The following is a 20,815-nucleotide window of genomic DNA, read 5'->3' on the forward strand; positions in this document are numbered from 1 at the left end:
CGTCCCGCAGGAGAGTCGCCCTCCGAGCATCCCCTCCCCCACTACGCGCCGCAACCCGGCCGACAACAACTTGTCAGCCGGGTTGCGGGTCTGCCAGGGGTGCCGCGGGGACTAGTTCCAGGTGTCCTCGAGCATGCGCGGCTTGCAGGCCTGCCACGCGCCGGCCAGCAGGACCAGGACGGCGACGGTGAGCAGAGCGAAGGGCGCGAGCCAGCCGTCGGTGGCCGAGTGCAGCACGCCGAACAGCACCGGGCCGACGCAGGCCACCGCGTAACCGACGCCCTGGGTGAAGCCGGACAGCGCCGAGGATCCGCCCGGGGTGTTGGTGCGCATGTTGATCAGGGTCAGCGCCATCGGGAAGGTGCTCGGGCCGAGGCCGAGCAGGACCACCCACAGGATCGGCACGCTCATCGGCGCGACGAGCAGCCCGACGAACGAGGCCAGGAAGAACCCGCCGCATGCGACCACGACCAGGAAGGGATTGCGGAAGCGCGCGACCACGGTCGGCGCGGTGAGCGCGGCGAACAGGCCGACCAGACCGAACACACCCAGCATGCTGCCCGCGAAACCGGCGCTGGCGCCGGCATCGGTGAGGATCTTGGGCAGCCAGGTGAACATCGCGTAGGTGATCAGCGAGGTCATGCCGAACATGCCGGCCATGCCCCAGGCCAGCGGTGAGCGCCAGACCCGGCCGGTACGCGGCGCCTCGGCGGGCAGTGCGGTGGTGTCCGCGACGTCACGGCCACGACGGTCGCGCAGCACACCGATCCAGGGCAGCGCCGCGGCGAAACCGAGGGCGGCCCACAGGCCGAGCGAGATCCGCCAGCCGAACGCGTCGGCCACCGGGACCGCGACGAACGCCGGCACCACGGTGCCGATCTGCACCATCATGATGTACAGCGAGCTGACCACCGCGAGCCGATCCGAGAAGTACCGCTTCACCAGCGGCGGGATCACTACGTTGCCGATGCCCATACCGGCCAGGGCCAGCGCGGAGAACACCAGCAGTTCGGCGGTGCCGGAGAGCAGGACCCGGACCAGCATGCCGGTGCCCGCCATCAGCATGGCGGTCAGCGCGGTCCGTTCCAGGCCGATCCGCTGCACCAGCACGGGGGTCAGCAAACCCGAGAGCGCGAACATCGCGGTCGGGATCATGCCGAAGACGCCGACCACGGCGGTGCCGTAGCCCACGTCGGCACCGATCCGTTCGGCCAGGGGGCTGAACGCCGTCACCGCGACACGCAGCACGAGCGCCGACATCACGATGGCAGCCAGAACGAGCAGACGCCCCTCCGTCAGGGCCCGCCGACGCTGCTCGACCAGCGCGGATTCGGTTCGGGTCGGAGTTTTCTGGAGGGTTGCAGTCACCGCGAAATCATAGGATGACCGGATGATAGGAGGCAACGATTTGTGATGAGCGGTACTCTGAGTCAGTGCAACCAGTCCGGCGCACCAGCCTCATTGCCCAGGTCACCGAGCAGCTGCGTGCCGAAATCCGTTCCAGCCGTTGGCCGATCGGCTCACGCATCCCCACCGAACCGGAGCTCACCGAGCTCACCGGGACGGGTCGAAACACCGTGCGCGAGGCCGTCCAAGCTCTCGTCCACGCGGGGATGCTCGAGCGACGCCAAGGTTCGGGAACCTATGTGATCGCATCCTCCGACCTCGGCGGCACTCTAGGCAAGTACTTTGCCGACGCCGAGGAGCGCGATGTGCTCGAGCTCCGCCTGGCGCTCGACACCACCGCCGCCGCGCTGGCCGCCCGCCGCCGCGACGACAGTGACATCGCCAACCTCCTGCAGTTGCTCGCCGAACGCGACAAGGCCTGGCACGACGACAGCCCGGCCGCGATCGAGTCCGACGTGGAACTGCACCGCGCGATCGTCGTGGCCAGCCATAACGCGGTGTACCTGGAGTTCTACGACTCCCTGCTGCCGATCATCGAACAGGTGATCCGAGCACGGACGCTGAAATCCGACGACTCCTACCCCGAAGAGCACGCCGAATTGGTGCACGCGGTGATCGACGGCGATCCCGAACGCGCCTCCTCGGCCGCGAGTTGCTTTCTGAACTCGCTGATCGCGGAGTACCCGGACGCCATCGATAACACCGATATCGCGCGCGACGAACCCACCGGATAACCGACTCACCACGCCCTGGCTCACGCTGTGAGCCGGAATTGCCTGGAACGTCACGCACCGCCACGGTGCCGCAACACCCGGCCCCTACGTTGTGACGGGATAACCCAGGCAACTCGACGCCACCCGCGGCAGTGCCGCCGCGCGGACGGCCGGTCGAGCGCATATGAGAGGAAGCCGATGACTGCGACCGCAGCCGCCACCGGCACCGAATCCGACACCTTCGAGCATCAGACCAGGGGCCGCTGGCTACCGACCTGGGAGCCGGACAACCAGAAGTTCTGGGAGTCGGGCGGCGCGCGCACCGCGCGCAAGAACCTGATCTTCTCGGTGTTCGCCGAGAACCTCGGCTTCAGCGTCTGGGTCATCTGGGGCACGGTGGTGACCAGCATGGGCGCGGCCGGCTTCGGCTTCCTCGCCGGCCTCGGCAAGGGCGATCCCACCGCGGTGAGCAACGCGCTGCTGCTGTCCTCGACCCCGACGCTGGTCGGCGCGGCCCTGCGCATTCCGTACACCTTCGCCATCCCGAAGTTCGGCGGGCGCGCGTTCACCGCGTTCAGCGCGGCGATGCTGCTCGTGCCGACGCTCGGCCTGGCCTACTTCGTCAACCAGCCCGGCACGCCGATGTGGGTCTTCCTGATCCTGGCCGCGCTGGCCGGTGTGGGCGGCGGCAACTTCTCCTCGTCGATGTCGAACATCAACTTCTTCTTCCCCGAGGGCAAGAAGGGCGCGGCGCTCGGCATCAACGCGGCGGGCGGCAATCTCGGCGTGGCGCAGACCCAGCTGATCCTGCCGCTGATCATCACCCTCGGCACGCACCTCACCGCGAAGGACCCGGCCGGCTACCGGTTCGGCATCACCCTGTCCATCCTGGTGTGGGTGCCGTTCATCCTGGCCGCGGCCTTCGGCGCGCTGCGCTATATGGACAGCATCGCCACCGCCAAGTCCGACGGTAAGTCCTATCGGCTCGCCCTGACCAACCGGCACACGTGGGTGATGGCGGTGCTCTACATCGGCACCTTCGGCTCGTTCATCGGGTTCTCGTTCGCGTTCCCGACGTTGATCAAAGCCAACTTCCCCGAGTTGGCCAAGATCGGCTGGATCAGCACCATCGGCAACCTGGCCTTCCTCGGCGCGTTCGTCGGCTCGTTCAGTCGTCCGTTCGGCGGCTGGGTCGCGGACAAGGTCGGCGGCGCGAAGATCACCCTGTTCGTGTTCGGCGGCATGGCCGTCTCGGTCGCCTTCATCATGGCCGCACTCGAGCTGAAAAGCTTTCCGCTGTATCTGATCTCGTTCCTGGTGCTGTTCGTGATGACCGGCATCGGCAACGGCTCGACCTACCGGATGATCCCGACCATTTTCAGCGCGATCTCCAAGAAGTACGCCGCCGAGCACGGACTCGACCTCAACGAGTCGGCGGCCTCGGCCCGGCGGCAGGCGGGCGCGGCGATCGGGGTGATCGGCGCGGTCGGCGCCTCGGGCGGCTGGCTGCTACAGCAGGCGCTACGCCTGTCCAATACCCACTACCACACCATGGCGCCCGCGTTCTGGGCCTACGCGGTGACGTTCCTGGTGATGGGCGCGCTCACCTGGTGGTGCTATCTGCGGTCCTCGTTCGCGGTCGGGCGGATGCCGTCGCTGGCCTACGCGAAGGTGTAACCCGCACCGCTCATTTCGCCGCCGACCGTGGAAAACCGGCATCGCAACGGTTTTTCGCGGTCGGCGGTTTTCTGGGCTAGACCATCAAGCGGACCATGTCCGCAGTGCGCGCCAGACCGGGGAACGCCTCCGGCGTCGACCGCGGGTGCAGCGCGTGCACCGCGAGCCGGAACATGACCGCGCGCAACAGCATCTGCGGCCACTCGGGCAGATCCCGCCAGCGGTCCAGCAGTCCGTCGTCGGCGCCGCCCCAGGCCAGCGCGTCCACCACGATCACCCCGGCCGCCCACGGCGCGGGACGCCAGTACGGCGTGATGTCGGTCAGGCCGGGCGTGTAGACCCCGGCGAACAGCACGGTGCCGAACAGGTCACCGTGCACCAGCTGGGCGGGCGTCTGCACCGGTTTGCGCAGCGTGGCCAGCTGACCGATGAGTTCCATGCTGCGCTGACCGTCCGGCGAAGCCTGGGTGGGCAGCATGCCGCCCGCGCGTAAAGTGCGCAGCGGCACCGCTTCCCAGGCGGCCCGGTCGGCGGCGACGAACACGTCCACGTCCACCCACGGCACCACCGGCTGCTGCACCAGGAACCGCGGCCGCTCGAGCTGTGCGGTGGCCTGATGCAACCGCAGCGAGACCGAGACCACCTCGTCGTGCCGCGGTTCCGGGACACCCTCGAGGTAGGTGTCGGCCCGCCAGCCCGAGACGACATAGCGACCGTCGGTGGCGCGCACCGGGCGGGCCAGGCGCAAGCCGTCCACCTGCAGCGTCTCGCGCACCTTCGCCGACCACGCGGCCCGCGCGTGGTCCGCGACCGGGCTCAGCACCACATCCCCGTACCGCCAGCCGCCCTCCCAGTCGCCGACGGCCACGGGCGTCACTTCACGCAGACCGAACGTGGCTCGCACGTGCTCGGGGGGTTCCACAGAAGTCACGGCCGTACCGTACCGCCGGGGTGGACGCCGTACAGCACGCCGCGCCGATACGCAACCCCGCCGGTCGGACGGGGTGCACGCACGACGCCGAGCGAATCAGTAGACGGGCAGCGAGGGGTCGATCTGCCGGGCCCACGCGATGACGCCGCCCTGCAGATGGGTGGCGTCGGCGAAACCGGCGCGCTTGAGCGCGGCCAGCGCCTCGGCCGAACGGACACCGGTCTTGCAGTGCAGCACGATCGGACGATTCTGCGGCAGCTCGGACAGGGCCTCACCGGACAGGATGCGGTCCTTCGGGATCAGCTTCGCGCCGTCGATGTGCACGATGTCCCATTCCACCGGCTCACGCACGTCGATCAGCTCGATCTCCTTACCCGCGTCGAGCAGTTCCTTCAGCTCGCGCGCGGTCACCGTGGCATCGGCCGCGGCGGCCTGCCCCTCCTCCGAGACCACACCGCAGAACGCCTCGTAGTCGATCAGTTCGGTGATCGGCTGCCGTTCCGGGTCGCGGCGCAGCTTGATGGTCCGGTAGTTCATGTCCAGTGCGTCGTAGACCATCAGACGGCCGAGCAGCGGCTCACCGATCCCGGTGATCAGCTTGATGGCCTCGGTGACCATCACCGACCCGATCGACGCGCACAGCACGCCCAGCACGCCGCCCTCGGCGCAGGAGGGCACCATGCCCGGCGGCGGGGCCTCCGGGTAGAGGTCGCGGTAGTTGATGCCGCGCCCGTCCGGCGCGTCCTCCCAGAAGACCGAGACCTGACCCTCGAAGCGGTAGATCGAGCCCCACACGTAGGGCTTGCCCGCCAGCACCGCCGCGTCGTTGACCAGATAGCGGGTGGCGAAGTTGTCGGTGCCGTCGACGATCAGGTCGTACTCGGCGAACAGCTCGACCGCGTTGTCCGGCTCCAGGCGCAGCTTGTGCAGGCGTACCTCGATGCCGGAGTTGATCTCCAGGATCGAATCGCGCGCGCTGTCCGCCTTCGGCCTGCCGATATCGGACTCACCGTGGATGATCTGGCGCTGCAGGTTCGAGGCGTCCACCTCGTCGAACTCGACGATGCCGAGGGTGCCCACGCCCGCCGCGGCCAGATACAGCAGCGCCGGGGAGCCCAGCCCGCCCGCGCCGATGACCAGCACCTTGGCGTTCTTCAGCCGTTTCTGCCCGTCGACGCCCAGATCGGGAATGATCAGGTGACGGCTGTAGCGGGCGACCTCGTCCTTGGTCAGCTCCGCGGCCGGCTCGACCAATGGTGGCAGGGACTTTGGTGATGACACGTCCAGGACTCCTCGAATCGAATGGGTCGATCTCGTTGTGCAACGCCCGCGACCAGACCGTTCTTCCCGATCTATCGTCGCCTACCCGCCGCGCGCTCAGCCGCGAGGGTAGGGCCAGGGGTTGAAGCGGCAGTGCTTGCCGTCCATCGGGACCACGCCGCCGGGCTCGAGGACGGCGATGTCGTTGTTCTTGGTGCCGAAGGTCTGCTGCATCATCACCGGCGCCAGGCCGCCGTCGGTCTCGCACGGCTGGTGCTGGTGGTAGCCGATGGCGTGCCCGACCTCGTGATTGATCTGGTACTGCCGGTAGGAACCGATATCGCCCTCGAAGGCGATCGCACCGCGCACCCAGCGGACCTCGGAGAGCACCACCCGGCCGAGATCGGCGTTGTAACAGGACGAGTCGATCGGAATTTCGAAACCACAAGCCTTGCGGGTGGATTCGCGGGACGTGAGCGAAATGCGGAATTCGGCGTCGCCCTGATCGACGCGCCGGAACGCGAATTTGGGGTCGTGCGTCCAGCTTTTCGGGTTGGCGAGCGTGGACTCGATCAGCTTCGCCACCGATTCGTCGCCGCCGAATCCGGAAGTGTCCACCCCGTCCTCGATTTCGACGGTGTAGCGGAAAACCGAATCGGTCCCGGTGCCGACCTGTGCGGTCGAACCGGGAACCATATGCCAAGTGCCGGCACCGGTTTCGGCGAAACTGCCGCCCTGCGGCAACGCACCGGTCGGCAAATCCGCGGGGAAATGACCGTCACCGCTGGGCAAGCCGATGATGCCCGCGTTGCGGGTATGCGGACTCAACTGTCCCAAGCCCGGCGTGTTTGCGGCGCCGACGATCGGATCGCCGCCGCGCACCGCGTCCACGATCACCAGCACCGTGACCGCGAAGAGCACCGGTAACGCGTACGCCCGCCAGCCATAGGTGGACACGAAACGGCCCAGCGCGCTCTGCTTCTTGGCGGTGCGCTCGGGGCGCTCCCTGGTGCGGCCCTCGTCCGGCGCGGTGGGATCCCAGCGGGCGCGCAGCGGTTGATGGGAGCGATCGGGCCGGTCGTACAGGCCGAGCGGGTCGTAGATCTCGACACCGTTGTGGTCACGCCGCGGTGCCGACGAATCGGACTGCGGTGCAAGGGGATCCACGACAGGCTCGACACCGCTGCGCCGGGCCGAGCCGGGCCTGCGACGCGGCGGAGTGCCGACATCGAGCCGGTCCTCGGCGTCGAGCGGGGGCACGGCGCCGGATGCGCCGGCCCGTGCCTGCCGACCGGACCTCGGCACGGGTTCGGAGACCACGGAACCCGGTGCACCGGGACCAGCACGGCGGCGCGCATCGCGCCCGCCGCCGGACACAGCCGGCGGGCCGGAGTCCGGTCCCCCGAGACGGTCGGCGCGGAATCTCACGCCCACCAGCGTCTCACAACGCGCAAGTGCCGCCGTCGGGCACGCCACCTCCGGCGCCGGGTGCGACATTTCTCACCGCGTCGAATCAGTTCTCCGGGCCCGGTCTGCGGGCGGGCAACAACCGAGTATCGTTCTTGGGATACCCGGTGCACACCCCTTGCCGGGGAATCAACTGGGAGAGCCGAAATGACTGACCTCGTGGACCGGATGACGTCCCGTAGAACGTCGTCCGAGCCCGCCAAACGCGGCACCCGGCTTCCGCGCGACGAGCGACGTCTCCAGCTACTCGCGGCGGCCAGCGAAGTCTTCGTCCAGCGCGGATACCACGCCGCAGGCATGGACGAGATCTCGCAGTGCGCGGGCGTGAGCAAGCCGGTGCTGTATCAGCACTTCACCAGCAAGCTGGAGCTGTACCTGGCGGTCCTGCAGAACTACGTGGACATGCTGGTCTCCAGCGTCCGGCAGGCGCTGCGGTCGACCACCGACAACCGCCAGCGCGTCCGAGCCGCCGTACAGGCCTACTTCGATTTCGTCGACAACGAGATGCAGGGCTTCCGCCTCGTCTTCGAATCCGACCTGACCAGCGAGCCGCAGGTGCAGCGCCGGGTCGAGCAGGCCACCGAGGCCTGCGTGGACGCGGTGTTCGACCTGGTGGCCCACGACTCGGGCCTCGACCCGTACCGGGCCCGCATCCTCGCGGTCGGCCTGGTCGGCGCGAGCCAGTTCACCGCGCGCTACTGGCTGGAGGCGGACCGGCCCATCCCCAAGGAAGAAGCCGTCGACACGACCGTCTCCCTCGCCTGGGGTGGTCTGTCCCACGTGCCCTTGCACCCGATCGACTGAGCAGAGCCCGGACACGAACGAGCCCCCGCACCCGAAGGTGCGGGGGCTCGTTGCGGTTCGGGCCGCGGCCGGAAACCTCAGACGGTGGCGAAGCCCACGCGACCGCTCTGCGGGGTGCCGATCTCGACGTAGGCGACCTTCGACGCCTGGATCAGGAACTTGCGTCCCTTCTCGTCGGTCAGGGACACGACGCCGCCACTGCCGTTCAGCGCACCGGCCACCAGCGCCTCGACCTCGTCCGGGGTCTGCGAGCTGATGATCAAGAGCTCGCGTGGGCTATCCGAAATACCGATCTTGACCTCCACGGCCAACCTCCGAACGTAAGAGTCCTGTGCTGTCGTCCCAAGGCTAATGCAGGGGGATCATCCGGTCGGCAGACGGTGCCTGCGCTCTCAGCGAAACAGAAAAGGCCCGCACGCCGCTGTGCAGGCCTTCGTCGGCGCGGGGGCCTACTTGGGCTCGACGAGCTGGATCTCCAGCTCGATGTTCACCTTGTCGCTGAGCATGCCGGGCAGCGCGCCGCCGACGCCGAAGTCGGTGCGCTTGATGGTGCCGGTGGCCGAGAAACCGGCGTGGTTGTCACCGGTGGCGCCGAACTCCTGCACCCCGCCCCATTCCACGTCCAGGGTGACGGGCTTGGTGACGCCGCCGAGCGTGGCCTCGCCCTCGACCTCGAAGGACTCCGCGATCTGCACCGGCGCGGTGGCGCGGAAGGTCAGCGTCGGGCGGTTGGCCACGTCGAGGAAGTCCGCGGTGCGGATGTGCGCGTCCCGGTCGGGGTTGCCGGTATCGAACGAGTCGAGGTAGATCGTGGCGCCGAGTTCGGCGCGACCGGCCTCGTCGACCACGAATTCGGTCTCGAACTTGGTGAATCCGCCGCGCACCTTGGAGATGCCGAGGTGGCGGACGGTGAAGGCCACCGAGGAGTGCGCGGTGTCCAGGGTCCAGGCGCCCGCCTTCAGCTGGGCGGTGGTCGATTCGGAAGAAGTAGTCATGCCCTAGACCCTGGCCGGACCACGGTCCGTTAACCAGACCGCCGTTATCCTGGACCTGACAGGGCGAGGGTAAGCCTCCCAGGAAACGGCACGATGGAGCCCATGGCACGCAACGGATTCGCGGAGTTCCTCATCGCACGCCGGGCCGAACTACGGCCCGGCGACGTCGGTATGCCGGAGGGCAGGCGGCGCCGGACCCCAGGACTGCGCCGCGAAGAGGTGGCCGTCCGGGCCGGGGTGAGCGCGGACTATCTGGCCCGGCTCGAACAGGGCCGCGACACCAATCCGTCCGTCGCCGTGGTCGACGCGCTGGCCGACGCGCTGCTGCTGCGCGGCAACGAACGCCACCACTTCAGCATGCTCGCCCTGGCCTCCGGCAACGAATCCAACTGCCCGGGCAGCGAATCCGCCGAAGAGCAGGTCGCGGACACGATCCAGTCGATCCTGCGGGCGCTGCAGCCGACCCCGGCCTTCGTGATCGGCCGGCGGTTGAACGTGCTGGGCTGGAACGCCGCCTGGGCCGAATTCGCCGCGCCGCTCGGTCTGCTGGAGGGGGACAGCCAGCCGAACCTGGCCTGGTACACCTTCCGGCATCCGACCGCGCGGACCGTGCTGCGCAACTGGTCCGAGGCGGCTGATATCTTCACCGCCGCGCTCGCCCGCGCGAAACTCCGCTGGCCGGGCGATGATTCGCTCCTGAAGACGATCGACGCGCTGCGCCGCCAACCGGAGTTCGCGGCGCGCTGGAAGCCGCACCACGTGGGCGCGCGCATCTCCGGCATGCTGCAGCTGGACCACCCGGTGCACGGGCGGGTCGATGTGCCGTTCGAAACCTTGGAAGCCGATCGCGATCAGAGCGTCATCGTCTGGCTGGTCGACCAGGCCCAGACGCAGACCCAGGGCCTGCGTCTGGTTCGTCCGGCCGCGAACGAGTAGGTCAGAGACCGAGCTTGGCCATGCGCTCGGCATGGCTGGTCTGCATGCGCTCGAACAGCGCGGCGATGCCGTTCAGGTCGCCGGTGGCGCTGAGCACCAGCTCGGTCAGCTCGTCGCGCTGGGCCATCACGTACTGCGCCTGGGTGATCGCCTCGCCCAGCAGGCGCCGGCCCCAGAGGGTGAGCCGGTCGCGCTCGGAGCGACTGGTCTCGACCGCGCGACGCACCTCCTCCACCACGAACTCGGAGTGGCTCGTCTCTTCGAGCACGTCCCGGACGACGGCCGCGACCTCGGGCGCGAGCGCCCCGGCGATCTCGGTGTAGAAGTCGGCGGCGATGCCGTCGCCGACGTAGAACTTCACCATCGACTCGAGCCAGGTCGACGGGTCGGTGGAGGCGTGGTAGGCGTCGAGCGCCCGGACGAACGGGGCCATCGCGTCGAAGATGTCGACGCCGCGCTCGGCCAGCGCCGACTCCAGCGCATTGAAGTGGCCCATCTCGGCGGAGGCCATCTTGGCGACCGCTACCTTGCCGCGCAGCGTCGGCGACAGCTTGGCTTCCTCGGCCAGCCGATAGAACGCGGAGATCTCGCCGTAGGCGAGCACCGCGAACAGATCGATGACTCCGGGATGGTCGGCGGGGATGGAGTCTGCGGACGAAACACCCGGCGCGGCAGGTGACTGTGCTCCCATGACCCCAGACTAGTACTCCGCCGCGCTCGTGCCCGCCGTCGGCGGCACCTCCGCCGGAATTCCACGCGCGCTCATGCCGATTCGGCCAGGAACTTGTCCAGATAGGTCCACGTGGTGCCGCGCGCCTCGGGGCCGGTGAGGATGCCCAGGTGGCTACCGGGCGAGGTCTCGTAGCGGACCGAGGCGGCGCCGGTGAGGTTGCGCGCGCCCGCCTCGACCGCGGCCGCCGCGGTGATCACGTCGCTCGGCCCGCCGACCAGCAGCACCGGCGCGCTCACCTGCGCCAGCTCGATGCGCCGCGCGCCGAGCCGGACCACACCGCGGCCGATGTCGTTGTTCAGGATCAGCCGGCCCCACAGCTGACCGTAGAAGCGGCCGGGGTAGCCGGGCATCTCGGCCATGAAGCGGTCGATGGTCTCCATCCGGGCCAATGTCTCGGTGCGCGCGATATTGCTCGCGACGAACCACGGCCGGGTCAGCTCGCGATCCCACGCGGTGACCTTGTAGGCGATCCTGGTCAGCGAGGCGGGCACACCACCGGCCGCGCGGACCAGCGTCGAGGTGCCGATCCCGCCCGTGAACCGGGCGACCGCGCGCAGCTGCGGGATACCGGTCATCTTGTCGTAGTCCAGCGGCGAGCCGACCGCGGTGATCGACCGGATCGGCAACTCGGCGTGCGCGGCGGCGGTGAGCAGCGCCAGCGTGCCGCCGAGCGACCAGCCGACCAGATCGACCGGCACGCCGCCGCGATCGGCGGAGGTGCGCAGCACCGCCTCGGGCAGGATCTCATCGATCCAGTCCTCGAAGCCCATCCGCCGGTCGGCGAAGGTGATCTCGCCGTAGTCGATGACGTAGGGCGCGCGACCGGTCTCGAGCAGGAACCCGGCCAGGCTCTGGTCCGGACGCAGGTCGAAGCAGGTGGCCGGGGCGGCCAGCGGCGGCACCAGCAGGACGGCCGAATCCGTTGCAGTGGAAGCGTTTTCGGCCGCACCGGGGCGATGCTCGAACCGGCGCAGCTGGCGATGCGGCTCGTCCCACAGCACCGTCGACGGGGTGGGATCGGGCGCCTCGACGCCCGATCCGAAGGTCAGTGCCCACGCGTTGCGCGCGGCGATCGTGACGGTGTCCGCGATATTCACACCGAGAATGTCTCACATCTCGGTACCGGCGGTAACAGGCAAGTCCGGTTTGTGGCGAACACCCCTTCGTCAGCCCCGGCCCATCGCGACCGGGGTGACGGGCGGCAGCACCGTCTCCCGCACCTTTCGCACCAACGGCGCGAGCGAGGTCGTCAACTCGGCGACGCCGCCGGCCGACAGCGCGGCCAGGCCCCCGTTCCACGCCGCCTTGTCGGTACTGGCCTCCACCCGGGTGAGCAGTTCGCCGCCGCTGCCGGTGAGCGCGGGATTGCTCGGCTCCCCCCGCACCAGTCCCCTGGCCCGCAGATCGTCACAGGTGTCGGCCCAGTCGCGCTCGGACAGACCGCGCGCGGGCCGCATCACCGATTCCGGCGCCTTGCCCGCCGCCACCTGCATGATCAGCGCCTCGCGACCGGTCAGGCCGTGCGCCACCAGCGCGGCGACATGCCCGTCGCCGCGGTGCTCGCGCAGCGAACTGGCCAGCTGCCACAGCGCGCCGACCGGATCCGCGGGCAGCGGCAGCGCCGCGTTCGCCGCGAACAGCGGCCTGCCGGTCGGATCGGCGTCACGCTGCACCGGAACGAGCAGTTCCACCGCGCGGGCGCATTCCGCCTCGCCCGCGCCGAGCCCACGCAGCAGCGCCGCGGAGAAATCGAGACGTACCTCCAGACACTGCTGCGGGGTCGCCCGCGCCCAGGCGTCCGGCACCGCTTTGCGCACCATATCCGGATGAAAACCGGCAAACGTCGCCGCCACTGTGGCGGCGGTCACGGCGCCGAGCGGTGCGGCCCGAAATGCGAAGTACGTTTGCCAGTAACCGCGCAGCCCGATCGCGACGCCCGCCTCCTTGACACCGGCCCCGAAATAGACCACATCGTGTAGCGGTTCGAGCGTCGTCCAGATTTGCCGCGCAGGATGAATTGCCATGTCGCGCAGCGTACGTCGAGGAACGGCGCGGGGATACCGTAGTTCGGATTCCGAATAAACGGCGGTGGCAATTCGAGCCGCGCACAATATCACGCTACAATCGCAGCGGACAACGAAATGTTTCGCTCGACGGAGTTGCCAGATCTGTGCGTCGACCGCCACCGCGGTACTCCGCAGATCGCCCGCACCGAGTTGTCGAGCAGCGGTTTCGTCGTCCAGGAAAATGTGCGCGCACCAGATCCGCATCGCCGATGCGCCGCGCCGATGTCTCCCGAGGTAGCTGCCACAAGCCGCGGCACCCGACGACATCCGGAGCGTGGCCGGGCGAGTATCACAGGCGGAGACGTGGTAGTCGTGGGCCGACCGGTCCGCCCCACCTCGTGCGCGCGTGACGCGATTACGAGGAAGGCACGAACCTGAGCAAGATCACCGTTGAACAGGAACCCGGGGTGGCGGACACGCTGTTGACCGCCGAACTGGACGAAACCCATACCGCACCGACATTTGCCGAATTGGGGGTGCGCGCGGAAATCGTGCGCGCGCTCGACGAGATCGGCATCGAACGTACTTTCGCCATTCAGGAACTCACCCTGCCGTTGGCGCTCGCCGGTGAAGATCTGATCGGTCAGGCGCGCACCGGCATGGGCAAGACCTTCGGCTTCGGCGTGCCGCTGCTGCACCGCATCGCCACCGCCGATACCGGCACCACCCCGCTCGACGGCACGCCGCGGGCGCTGGTCATCGTGCCGACCCGCGAGCTGTGCATCCAGGTCACCAGCGACCTGGAGAACGCGAGCAAGTACCTGACCAACCACCAGGGACCGCTGAAGGTGGCCTCCATCTACGGTGGCCGCCCCTACGAGTCGCAGATCGCCGCGCTGCGCGCCGGCGTCGACGTCGTGGTCGGCACGCCGGGCCGGCTGCTGGATCTGGCGAACCAGAATCATCTGATCCTGGGCAAGATCGGCGTGCTGGTGCTGGACGAGGCCGACGAGATGCTCGACCTGGGCTTCCTGCCCGATATCGAGCGCATCCTGACCATGGTTCCGGACAAGCGCCAGACCATGCTGTTCTCGGCCACCATGCCGGGCCCGATCATCACCCTGGCCCGCACGTTCCTGACCCGCCCGACGCACATCCGGGCCGAGGAACCGCACGATTCGGCCGTGCACGATCGCACCGCGCAGTTCGTCTACCGCGCGCACGCGCTGGACAAGAGCGAACTGATCGCCAAGGTGCTGCAGGCCGAGGGCCGCGGTGCCACGATGGTCTTCACCCGGACCAAGCGCACCGCGCAGAAGGTCGCCGACGATCTGGCCGAGCGCGGTTTCTCGGTCGGCGCCGTACACGGCGACCTCGGCCAGATCGCCCGGGAGAAGGCGCTCACCAAGTTCCGCAAGGGCGCCATCGACGTACTCGTCGCGACCGATGTGGCCGCGCGCGGCATCGACATCGACGATGTCACCCACGTCATCAACTACCAGTGCCCCGAGGACGAGAAGACCTACGTGCACCGGATCGGGCGCACCGGCCGGGCCGGGCGCACCGGTGTCGCGGTGACGCTGATCGACTGGGACGAACTGGCCCGCTGGGCGAGCATCGACAAGGCGCTCGGCCTCGGCATCCCGGAACCCGTCGAGACCTACTCGCGCTCCCCGCACCTGTTCAGCGATCTCGGCATCCCCGAGGGCGTCTCGGGCACCGTGCGCAAGGCCAAGCCGGAACGGGAAGAGGACGCGGTCGTCGTCGACCGCCCGGCGCGTACCCCGCGCAAGCGCAACCGCAAGCGCACCGTGCGCGGACAGCCGGTCGAGGGCGCCGAGACGAACGGCGACACCCCGGTCGACGAGCACAGCGCCGACGACGCCGCCCCCGACTCGGACGAGAACGGTGACAAGCCCGCGCGGCGCAGGCGCAGGCGGCGCAAGTCCGCCGGCGACGCCGAGGCTGGCCCGGACACCGCGACCGAGACCGCGGACGCGTCCGAGACCACGGAGGCGGCCGAGACCGCGGAGGCCGAGTCCGGCGAGCAGCCCGCCCGGCGCAGGCGCCGTCGCCGCAAGCCCGCTGCCGACGGCAATTCGACCGAAAGCGCAGGCAGTTCGGTCGAACATGCCACGGCTTCGGTCTGACCGACCGGATCCGCTACTCTCGCAATCGTGCTCGCACCCGAGCGGCGAACGCGCGCCGACGTAATCTCCGCTGTCGCGATCGCCGCACTCGTGGTGGTCGCGGCGGTGGTGGTGTGGGCGCGCGGCGATGCGCGGGGCACCGAATCGGTGACCGCCACCTCGCCCGTGCCGACGCCCGCCGCGACCGATCAGCTGCCCACCTCGTTGCGCGAGCTGTGGCACGCGCCGAACGCCGCGAGTGAACGGGCGCTGGTCTCCGGCGGCGTCGTCGTCACCGGTGACGAGGGCACCGTCACCGGCCACGATCCGCGCACCGGCGACGAGCTCTGGTACTACCGGCGCGATATGCCGCTCTGCGGGATCGAGGGTCAGTTCACCACCGTGGTCGCGGTCTACCGGGACCAGCGCGGATGCAGTCAGGCCACGCTGCTGGCCGGCGACAACGGCGCACGCCGCACCGCGCGGACCAGCTACATGGATCCGTCGGTGCGCCTGTCCGTCGACGGCACCTACACGCTGGCCCAGGGTCCGAAGCGGCTGGAGATGTGGCGTTCGGACCTGGTGCGCACCCTCGAATACGGGTTCGTCGACGCGCCGGTGAACGTGAAAACCCAACCGCGCAAAGGCTGCAACCTGCTGTCCTCGGGTTCGAGCCCGTCCCGGCTCGCCGTGCTGGAGCGCTGCCCCGAGGACGCGGCCGACCGGCTCACCGTGCTGAACCCGGCGCCGAAGGACAACACGGTGCCCGAGGAGCACGGTTCGCACGTATTGACCGGTCCCGGAAGCGATTCCGCCGACGCCAAGGTGCTCGCGGTGTCGGACAACCGGATCGTGCTCTATCTGCCCGGCACGCCGGGCGCGTCCGGCGCGCAACCCGCGGCGCCGCGCCTGGCCGTCTTCGACGCGACCGGCAATCCGATTGTGGTGCACCAGCTTTCGGCGCCGCTCAGTGCCGAGTCGACGACCACCCGAATCGGTTCGGCCTACCTGGTTTTCACCGGCAACAGCGTGATCGCCTTGAACGGCACCACGTTCGACCCGCTGTGGACCGCGGCGGGCGCGCTCGGCAGCCCGGCCATGATGGCGGGCCGGCTGCTGCTGCCGACGGCGGGCGCGATGGCGTTCCTCGATCCCACCTCCGGCGCCGAGGTCGGCCGGGTCCCGCTGACCCGCACCGACTACAGCGGAGCGCCCATTTCCCTCGCGGTGCTCGGCTCGACCATCCTGGAACAACGCGGCACCGAGGTGTACGCCCTCGGCTGAGCGCCCCCGGCGCCGTCGAGCTCAGCGCTGCGCCGGCGAACGCGGCACAGCCGCGATAATTCGGGGCGACCGCCTGTCGGTGCCGTGCGGCACACTACCGGCATGAGTGAAAACGACCCCACCGCGGCCGCGTCGAAAAGCGACATCACCTCGTTCGACGACCCCGACGCGCCTTGGAACCAGGAGTTCTCCGAAGCCGAGATGGCCAACTGGAACGACGGCGTGATCGAGGAGTTCCGGGCGGGCGCGGGCAAGGTCGGCGGTGCCTACGCCGGGGCCGAGCTCCTGCTGCTGACCACGACGGGCGCCAAGAGCGGCAAGCAGCACGTGGTCCCGCTCGGGCTGCTGCGCCGTGGCGAGACCATCTACCTCAGCTCCTTCATCGAGGACAAGTACCCGGCCTGGTATCACAACGTGAAGGCCGATCCGCGGGTCACCGTCGAGCTCGGCGGCACGACCTATCGCGGCACCGCGAAGGCCCTGGAGGGCGCGGAGTACGACGAGTTCGCGGCCTGGGCGCTGGCAGAGAACCCACTGCTGGCGGACTATCAGTCCAAGATCACGCGCCCGCTCCCGCTCGTCGTGCTGACGCTCGAGCCACAGGACTGACCGGGCCGACGCCTCGGTGGTAACGGCCGGAGCACGCGCCGGGCCGGGCGTGAACCATGATGGATCCATGTCCGTACTCGACGATGCCCGGCTGGTACTGCTCCGACACGGCGAGACCGCCTGGTCCACCGGGCGCCGGCATACCGGCAACACCGACGTGCCGCTCACCGAGCACGGCGAGGAACAGGCTCGCGCCGCCGGTCCGCTGCTGGCGGCGCTGCGGCTGCGTGACCCGCTGGTACTCACCAGTCCGCGCCGGCGCGCGGTGCGCACGGCCGAGCTGGCCGGGCTCACCGGCACCGCGGTCGACGACGATCTCGCGGAATGGGACTACGGCGACTACGAAGGCCTGACCACGCCCGAGATCCGCGAGACCGCCCCCGGCTGGACCATCTGGACCGGTACGGTGCCCGGCGGCGAGTCCGCCGACGCGGTGCGCGCCCGAGCCGATCGAGTGCTCGCCTCGGTGGAACCCCAACTGCCCGAACGCGATATCGTGCTCGTCGGGCACGGGCACTTCTCCCGGGCGCTGATCGCCCGCTGGGCCGAATTCGAGCTCACGGAGGGCCGCCGGTTCGCCATGTCGACCGGCGCGCTGACCGTGCTCGGCTACGAACACGAGGTGCGTACCGTGCACGCGCACAATCTCGTTCCCACCAGCAACGGAGCAATACTGTGACTGTAGAACTGCGCCGCGCCGTCCCCGCCGATGTGCCGGGACTGGTCCGGCTCGTCGAGGATCTGGCCGAGTACGAGAAGGCTCGCGACGAGTGCACGGTCACCGAAACCCAGCTCGACACCGCCCTGTTCGGACCCGAACCGAAGGTCTTCGCGCACGTGGTGAGCGAGGACGGGGAACTGGTCGGCTGCGCGATCTGGTTCCTCAACTTCTCCACCTGGGACGGCGTGCACGGGATCTATCTCGAGGACCTCTACGTCAAGCCGCAGACCCGCGGCAAGGGCTACGGCAAGGCCTTGCTCACCGCGCTGGCGCAGGAAGCCGTCGAGCACGGCTACAGCCGCCTGTCCTGGTCGGTGCTGACCTGGAACACCCCGTCCATCGAATTCTACGAATCCCTCGGCGCCGCAGCGCAAGACGAGTGGGTCGGCTATCGCCTTTCCGGCGAGGCGCTCGATCGGCTGGCCAAGGACGGGCAGTAGCGCACCACCATGACATGGCTCGCACATCTCGACGAGACCACCTGGCCGACGACGCCGGACGAGGCCATCGCGATCCAGGACGAACTGCGTCCCAAGGTCGAAACCACCGGCCCGGCAAGCGAATTCCGGATGATCGCCGGGCTCGACTGCGCCTACGCCGACACCGGGGCGGTCGCGGCCGCGGTGGTCGTACTGGACGCGACCACACTGGAGACCGTCGAAACGTCTGTCGCGCACGGGGTCTCACATTTCCCGTACTACCCCGGCTTGCTCGCCTTCCGCGAATTGCCCACCACCATGCGGGCTTTGGCACAACTCGCCGCCGCTCCCGACCTACTGGTCTGTGACGCACAGGGTTTGGCGCATCCGCGTCGCCTCGGCTTCGCGTGTCATATCGGCGTGCTCACCGGCGTACCGGCGATCGGCGTCGCGAAGTCGGTCTGGGGCGATTACGCCGAACCCGGGCCCGAGCGCGGCGCGCGCACCGACGTCACCATCGACGGCGAGGTCGTCGGCAGCGCGTTGCGCACCAGGGCGGGGGTGAAACCCGTCTTCGTCTCCATCGGCCATCGCATCGATCTGGACACCGCGTGCGCGCAGGTGCTCGCGCTCACCCCGGCGTACCGCCTGCCGGAGACCACGCGGCGCGCGGACGCGCTGTGCCGCACGGCGCTCAAAGGCGCGGTGGCCGGCCAGGGGTGAGGACCGGACCGAACGGCGTCAGTCGGGTTCGACGCCGTAATCCTCGGCCATCCACCGGGTGGACGGCGGCGCGAACAGCAGGATCAGGCTGCCCAGCGCCACGACGCCGAGGGCCGCGCCGAGCAGCGGCTGGTGCGAGTCGGTGAGCAGCGACCAGGTGACCGGCAGCAACAGCAGTTGCGCGATGACCGCGATCGCGCGGCCCCACCGCTTGCCGAGCAGTAAGCCGATGCCCGCCGCGAGCACGGCGCCCCCGAGGATGCCGAACCAGGCGGCCGTGCCGTACCCGCTCGTCGCCGTCTGGTCGGCGCCGAGCAGGCCGCGCACGATCAACACCAGCGCCACGATCACCGCGACGCCGCCCTCCAGTGTCACCAGCGCGCCCGCGCCACGCACCGTCGCCGGCACGCCCGCGGCACCGTCACCTCTACCGATTTCAGCCACCCGCCAAGCCTAGGTGCCGATGCCGCCGGCCCGCCTCGCGGCCGGTCCGGTTCAGCGGCTTTTCGGACCGGTTCGACGGCCAATTAAGCTGCGTGGCGTGCGGACCCTGCTGATCGTGAATCCGAATGCCACCTCGACGACGCCGGCGACTCGCGATCTGCTGGCGCACGCGCTGGAGAGCCGCACCCAACTGACCGTCGCGCACACCCAGCACCGCGGGCACGCCGCCGAACTGGCCCAGTGGGCCGCCACCAACGAGATGGACCTGATCGTCGTGCACGGCGGCGACGGGACGGTCAACGAGACCATCAACGGGTTCCTGCCGCTGCCCGAACTCAACGACGGCCAGGCCTGGCTGCCCAGGCTCGGCGTGATCCCCGGCGGGTCGGCGAACGTGTTCGCCCGCGCGCTCGGCATCTCCCCCGATCCGGTGACCGCCACCAATCAGCTCATCGATCTGCTCACCCTGGACCGGGACCGCCGCATCGGACTGGGTCTGGCCGATGATCGCTGGTTCACATTCAGCGCGGGCGTCGGCCTCGACGCCGATGTGTGCGAAGCCATCGATGAAAGTCGCGCCGACGGAAAAACCGCGACGCCCGCCCGATATCTTCGAACAACTGTGCGACAGTTTTTCCGTGCGCGGCGCAGGGAACCGTCGGTCCGGATCGAAATCCCGGGCCACGAACCGATCGCCGACGTGCATTACGCCTTCGTAACGAACACCACCCCGTGGACCTACCTGAACACCACCCCGGTGCACACCAACCCGGGCACCAGGTTCGAAACAGGTCTCGGCGTGTTTGCCGTGCGTTCGATGGCAGTACTGCCTACACTGCTGCTTGCCAGACAGCTTTTGGCTGTCGATGGAAACCCCAAGGCCCGCAATTTGTTTCGCGAGGACAACGTTCCGTCCGTGCGCGTCGAGACGAAGGAACCCATCGGTCTGCAAATCGATGGCGACTTTATCGGGAAGCGCAACGTGGTGGATTTCACGGCGGTGCCCGCCGTCCTGGACGTCGTGGCGCCGCGACCAGCCTGATGCAGAAAACGCACGAAAAACATCGTGGTTGCGCTGCGAAAACCGGGTAGAGCGAGTACAAAGGACCGGGCAGGTTCCCCCAGCGGGAGCCGTTGAGCGTGAGCTTCCCCACGGTGCACCAGATACCTATTGACATCTACGGTGTTCGTGAAAGCATTCACAAGCAACCGTGCGGAAACATTCGAGTCGCACAAGTGAACGATCCACAAACCGTCGGCGCCCTTTTGCGGCGCCCAGCAAAGGAGCAGAGGAATGGACTGGCGCCACAAGGCCATCTGTCGCGACGAGGACCCCGAACTGTTTTTCCCGGTGGGTAACAGCGGTCCTGCGCTCGCGCAGATTGCCGATGCCAAGCTGGTCTGCGCTCGCTGCCCCGTTACCGCTGACTGCCTGTCCTGGGCCCTGAAGTCCGGACAGGATGCCGGCGTGTGGGGCGGTATGAGCGAGGACGAGCGTCGGGCGCTGAAGCGTCGCAACGCGCGCACACGCACCCGCACCGTCGTCTGAGCAGACGT

General features: G+C 68.9%; 22 protein-coding genes. 12 read left to right on the forward strand and 10 right to left on the reverse strand.

The genetic code is table 11. The features are described 5' to 3' along the window. Positions 1–111 precede the first annotated feature (111 nt). Entirely contained in the window at positions 112–1,368 is a 1,257-nt protein-coding gene (locus tag TY25_RS18990) for an MFS transporter (RefSeq protein WP_081868959.1), read from the reverse strand. A gap of 65 nt (positions 1,369–1,433) precedes the next feature. Here TY25_RS18990 and TY25_RS18995 point away from each other — a divergent pair, with 65 nt between their 5' ends. Both TY25_RS18995 and TY25_RS19000 read left to right on the forward strand, forming a co-directional pair. Beyond that, the gene (locus TY25_RS18995; RefSeq protein ID WP_042258101.1) at positions 1,434–2,141 is read left to right on the forward strand and encodes a FadR/GntR family transcriptional regulator; all 708 of its coding nucleotides are present in this window, start codon (positions 1,434–1,436) and stop codon (positions 2,139–2,141) included. A gap of 177 nt (positions 2,142–2,318) precedes the next feature. After that, positions 2,319–3,797, forward strand: coding sequence for an MFS transporter (locus TY25_RS19000; protein WP_042258103.1), 1,479 nt, complete (start codon positions 2,319–2,321; stop codon positions 3,795–3,797). 76 nt (positions 3,798–3,873) lie between these two features. On the opposite strand, the gene TY25_RS19005 is transcribed toward TY25_RS19000, so the two are convergent. The 3 genes from TY25_RS19005 to TY25_RS19015 all read right to left on the reverse strand — a co-directional run bounded on the left by TY25_RS19005 (position 3,874) and on the right by TY25_RS19015 (position 7,155). Beyond that, complete coding sequence (locus TY25_RS19005) at positions 3,874–4,728, reverse strand: TIGR02569 family protein (protein WP_029897303.1); 855 nt, start codon at positions 4,726–4,728, stop codon at positions 3,874–3,876. Positions 4,729–4,824: 96 nt separating this feature from the next. Beyond that, the gene (gene moeZ, locus TY25_RS19010) at positions 4,825–5,991 is read right to left on the reverse strand and encodes an adenylyltransferase/sulfurtransferase MoeZ (RefSeq protein ID WP_264294579.1); all 1,167 of its coding nucleotides are present in this window, start codon (positions 5,989–5,991) and stop codon (positions 4,825–4,827) included. Positions 5,992–6,105: 114 nt separating this feature from the next. After that, positions 6,106–7,155 carry a DUF3152 domain-containing protein gene (locus tag TY25_RS19015; RefSeq protein WP_370466204.1) on the reverse strand — a complete coding sequence of 350 codons (1,050 nt, stop codon included), beginning with the start codon at positions 7,153–7,155 and terminating at the stop codon, positions 6,106–6,108. 447 nt (positions 7,156–7,602) lie between these two features. Here TY25_RS19015 and fasR point away from each other — a divergent pair, with 447 nt between their 5' ends. Then, positions 7,603–8,259, forward strand: a complete 657-nt coding sequence (fasR, locus tag TY25_RS19020; RefSeq protein WP_014987771.1) for an HTH-type transcriptional activator FasR — start codon at positions 7,603–7,605, stop codon at positions 8,257–8,259. A 77-nt stretch (positions 8,260–8,336) separates the two neighbouring features. On the opposite strand, the gene TY25_RS19025 is transcribed toward fasR, so the two are convergent. Beyond that, positions 8,337–8,564 (reverse strand): DUF3107 domain-containing protein, encoded by a 228-nt coding sequence (locus TY25_RS19025; protein WP_014987772.1) that lies wholly within the window; start codon positions 8,562–8,564, stop codon positions 8,337–8,339. A gap of 144 nt (positions 8,565–8,708) precedes the next feature. Beyond that, complete coding sequence (locus TY25_RS19030; RefSeq protein WP_042258106.1) at positions 8,709–9,254, reverse strand: YceI family protein; 546 nt, start codon at positions 9,252–9,254, stop codon at positions 8,709–8,711. Positions 9,255–9,356: 102 nt separating this feature from the next. On the opposite strand from TY25_RS19030, the gene TY25_RS19035 reads away from it, so the two are divergent. Continuing rightward, positions 9,357–10,190, forward strand: coding sequence for a helix-turn-helix transcriptional regulator (locus TY25_RS19035; protein WP_042258109.1), 834 nt, complete (start codon positions 9,357–9,359; stop codon positions 10,188–10,190). A gap of 1 nt (position 10,191) precedes the next feature. Here TY25_RS19035 and TY25_RS19040 read toward each other — a convergent pair whose 3' ends face one another. From TY25_RS19040 to TY25_RS19050, 3 genes are all read right to left on the reverse strand, one after another. Then, positions 10,192–10,881 carry a ferritin-like fold-containing protein gene (locus TY25_RS19040; RefSeq protein WP_042258111.1) on the reverse strand — a complete coding sequence of 230 codons (690 nt, stop codon included), beginning with the start codon at positions 10,879–10,881 and terminating at the stop codon, positions 10,192–10,194. 71 nt (positions 10,882–10,952) lie between these two features. Beyond that, complete coding sequence (locus TY25_RS19045; protein ID WP_042258113.1) at positions 10,953–12,020, reverse strand: alpha/beta fold hydrolase; 1,068 nt, start codon at positions 12,018–12,020, stop codon at positions 10,953–10,955. Between the two features lie 69 nt (positions 12,021–12,089). Continuing rightward, positions 12,090–12,947, reverse strand: a complete 858-nt coding sequence (locus TY25_RS19050) for an SCO6745 family protein (protein ID WP_042258167.1) — start codon at positions 12,945–12,947, stop codon at positions 12,090–12,092. 449 nt (positions 12,948–13,396) lie between these two features. On the opposite strand from TY25_RS19050, the gene TY25_RS19055 reads away from it, so the two are divergent. From TY25_RS19055 to TY25_RS19080, 6 genes are all read left to right on the forward strand, one after another. Next, positions 13,397–15,079 carry a DEAD/DEAH box helicase gene (locus TY25_RS19055; RefSeq protein WP_042258115.1) on the forward strand — a complete coding sequence of 561 codons (1,683 nt, stop codon included), beginning with the start codon at positions 13,397–13,399 and terminating at the stop codon, positions 15,077–15,079. 27 nt (positions 15,080–15,106) lie between these two features. Continuing rightward, positions 15,107–16,342 (forward strand): Rv3212 family protein, encoded by a 1,236-nt coding sequence (locus tag TY25_RS19060; RefSeq protein ID WP_042258118.1) that lies wholly within the window; start codon positions 15,107–15,109, stop codon positions 16,340–16,342. A gap of 102 nt (positions 16,343–16,444) precedes the next feature. Beyond that, positions 16,445–16,951, forward strand: a complete 507-nt coding sequence (locus tag TY25_RS19065; RefSeq protein WP_042258120.1) for a nitroreductase/quinone reductase family protein — start codon at positions 16,445–16,447, stop codon at positions 16,949–16,951. 67 nt (positions 16,952–17,018) lie between these two features. Continuing rightward, a complete protein-coding gene (locus TY25_RS19070) occupies positions 17,019–17,630 on the forward strand; it encodes an acid phosphatase (protein ID WP_042258121.1) in 612 nt (203 codons plus the stop codon). Then, positions 17,627–18,112 (forward strand): GNAT family N-acetyltransferase, encoded by a 486-nt coding sequence (locus TY25_RS19075; RefSeq protein WP_029897327.1) that lies wholly within the window; start codon positions 17,627–17,629, stop codon positions 18,110–18,112. Before TY25_RS19070 ends, TY25_RS19075 begins: the two co-directional genes overlap by 4 nt. A 9-nt stretch (positions 18,113–18,121) precedes the next feature. Next, a complete protein-coding gene (locus TY25_RS19080) occupies positions 18,122–18,814 on the forward strand; it encodes an endonuclease V (protein ID WP_042258123.1) in 693 nt (230 codons plus the stop codon). Between the two features lie 18 nt (positions 18,815–18,832). Here TY25_RS19080 and TY25_RS19085 read toward each other — a convergent pair whose 3' ends face one another. Continuing rightward, positions 18,833–19,249 carry a hypothetical protein gene (locus TY25_RS19085; RefSeq protein ID WP_042258168.1) on the reverse strand — a complete coding sequence of 139 codons (417 nt, stop codon included), beginning with the start codon at positions 19,247–19,249 and terminating at the stop codon, positions 18,833–18,835. A gap of 106 nt (positions 19,250–19,355) precedes the next feature. On the opposite strand from TY25_RS19085, the gene TY25_RS19090 reads away from it, so the two are divergent. Both TY25_RS19090 and TY25_RS19095 read left to right on the forward strand, forming a co-directional pair. Beyond that, a complete protein-coding gene (locus TY25_RS19090; protein ID WP_042258125.1) occupies positions 19,356–20,300 on the forward strand; it encodes a diacylglycerol/lipid kinase family protein in 945 nt (314 codons plus the stop codon). Between the two features lie 252 nt (positions 20,301–20,552). Then, positions 20,553–20,807 (forward strand): WhiB family transcriptional regulator, encoded by a 255-nt coding sequence (locus tag TY25_RS19095; protein ID WP_011211115.1) that lies wholly within the window; start codon positions 20,553–20,555, stop codon positions 20,805–20,807. Positions 20,808–20,815 lie beyond the last annotated feature (8 nt).

The sequence above is a fragment of the Nocardia brasiliensis NBRC 14402 genome (genome assembly GCF_000308475.2).
In the GTDB taxonomy this organism is placed as follows: domain Bacteria; phylum Actinomycetota; class Actinomycetes; order Mycobacteriales; family Mycobacteriaceae; genus Nocardia; species Nocardia brasiliensis.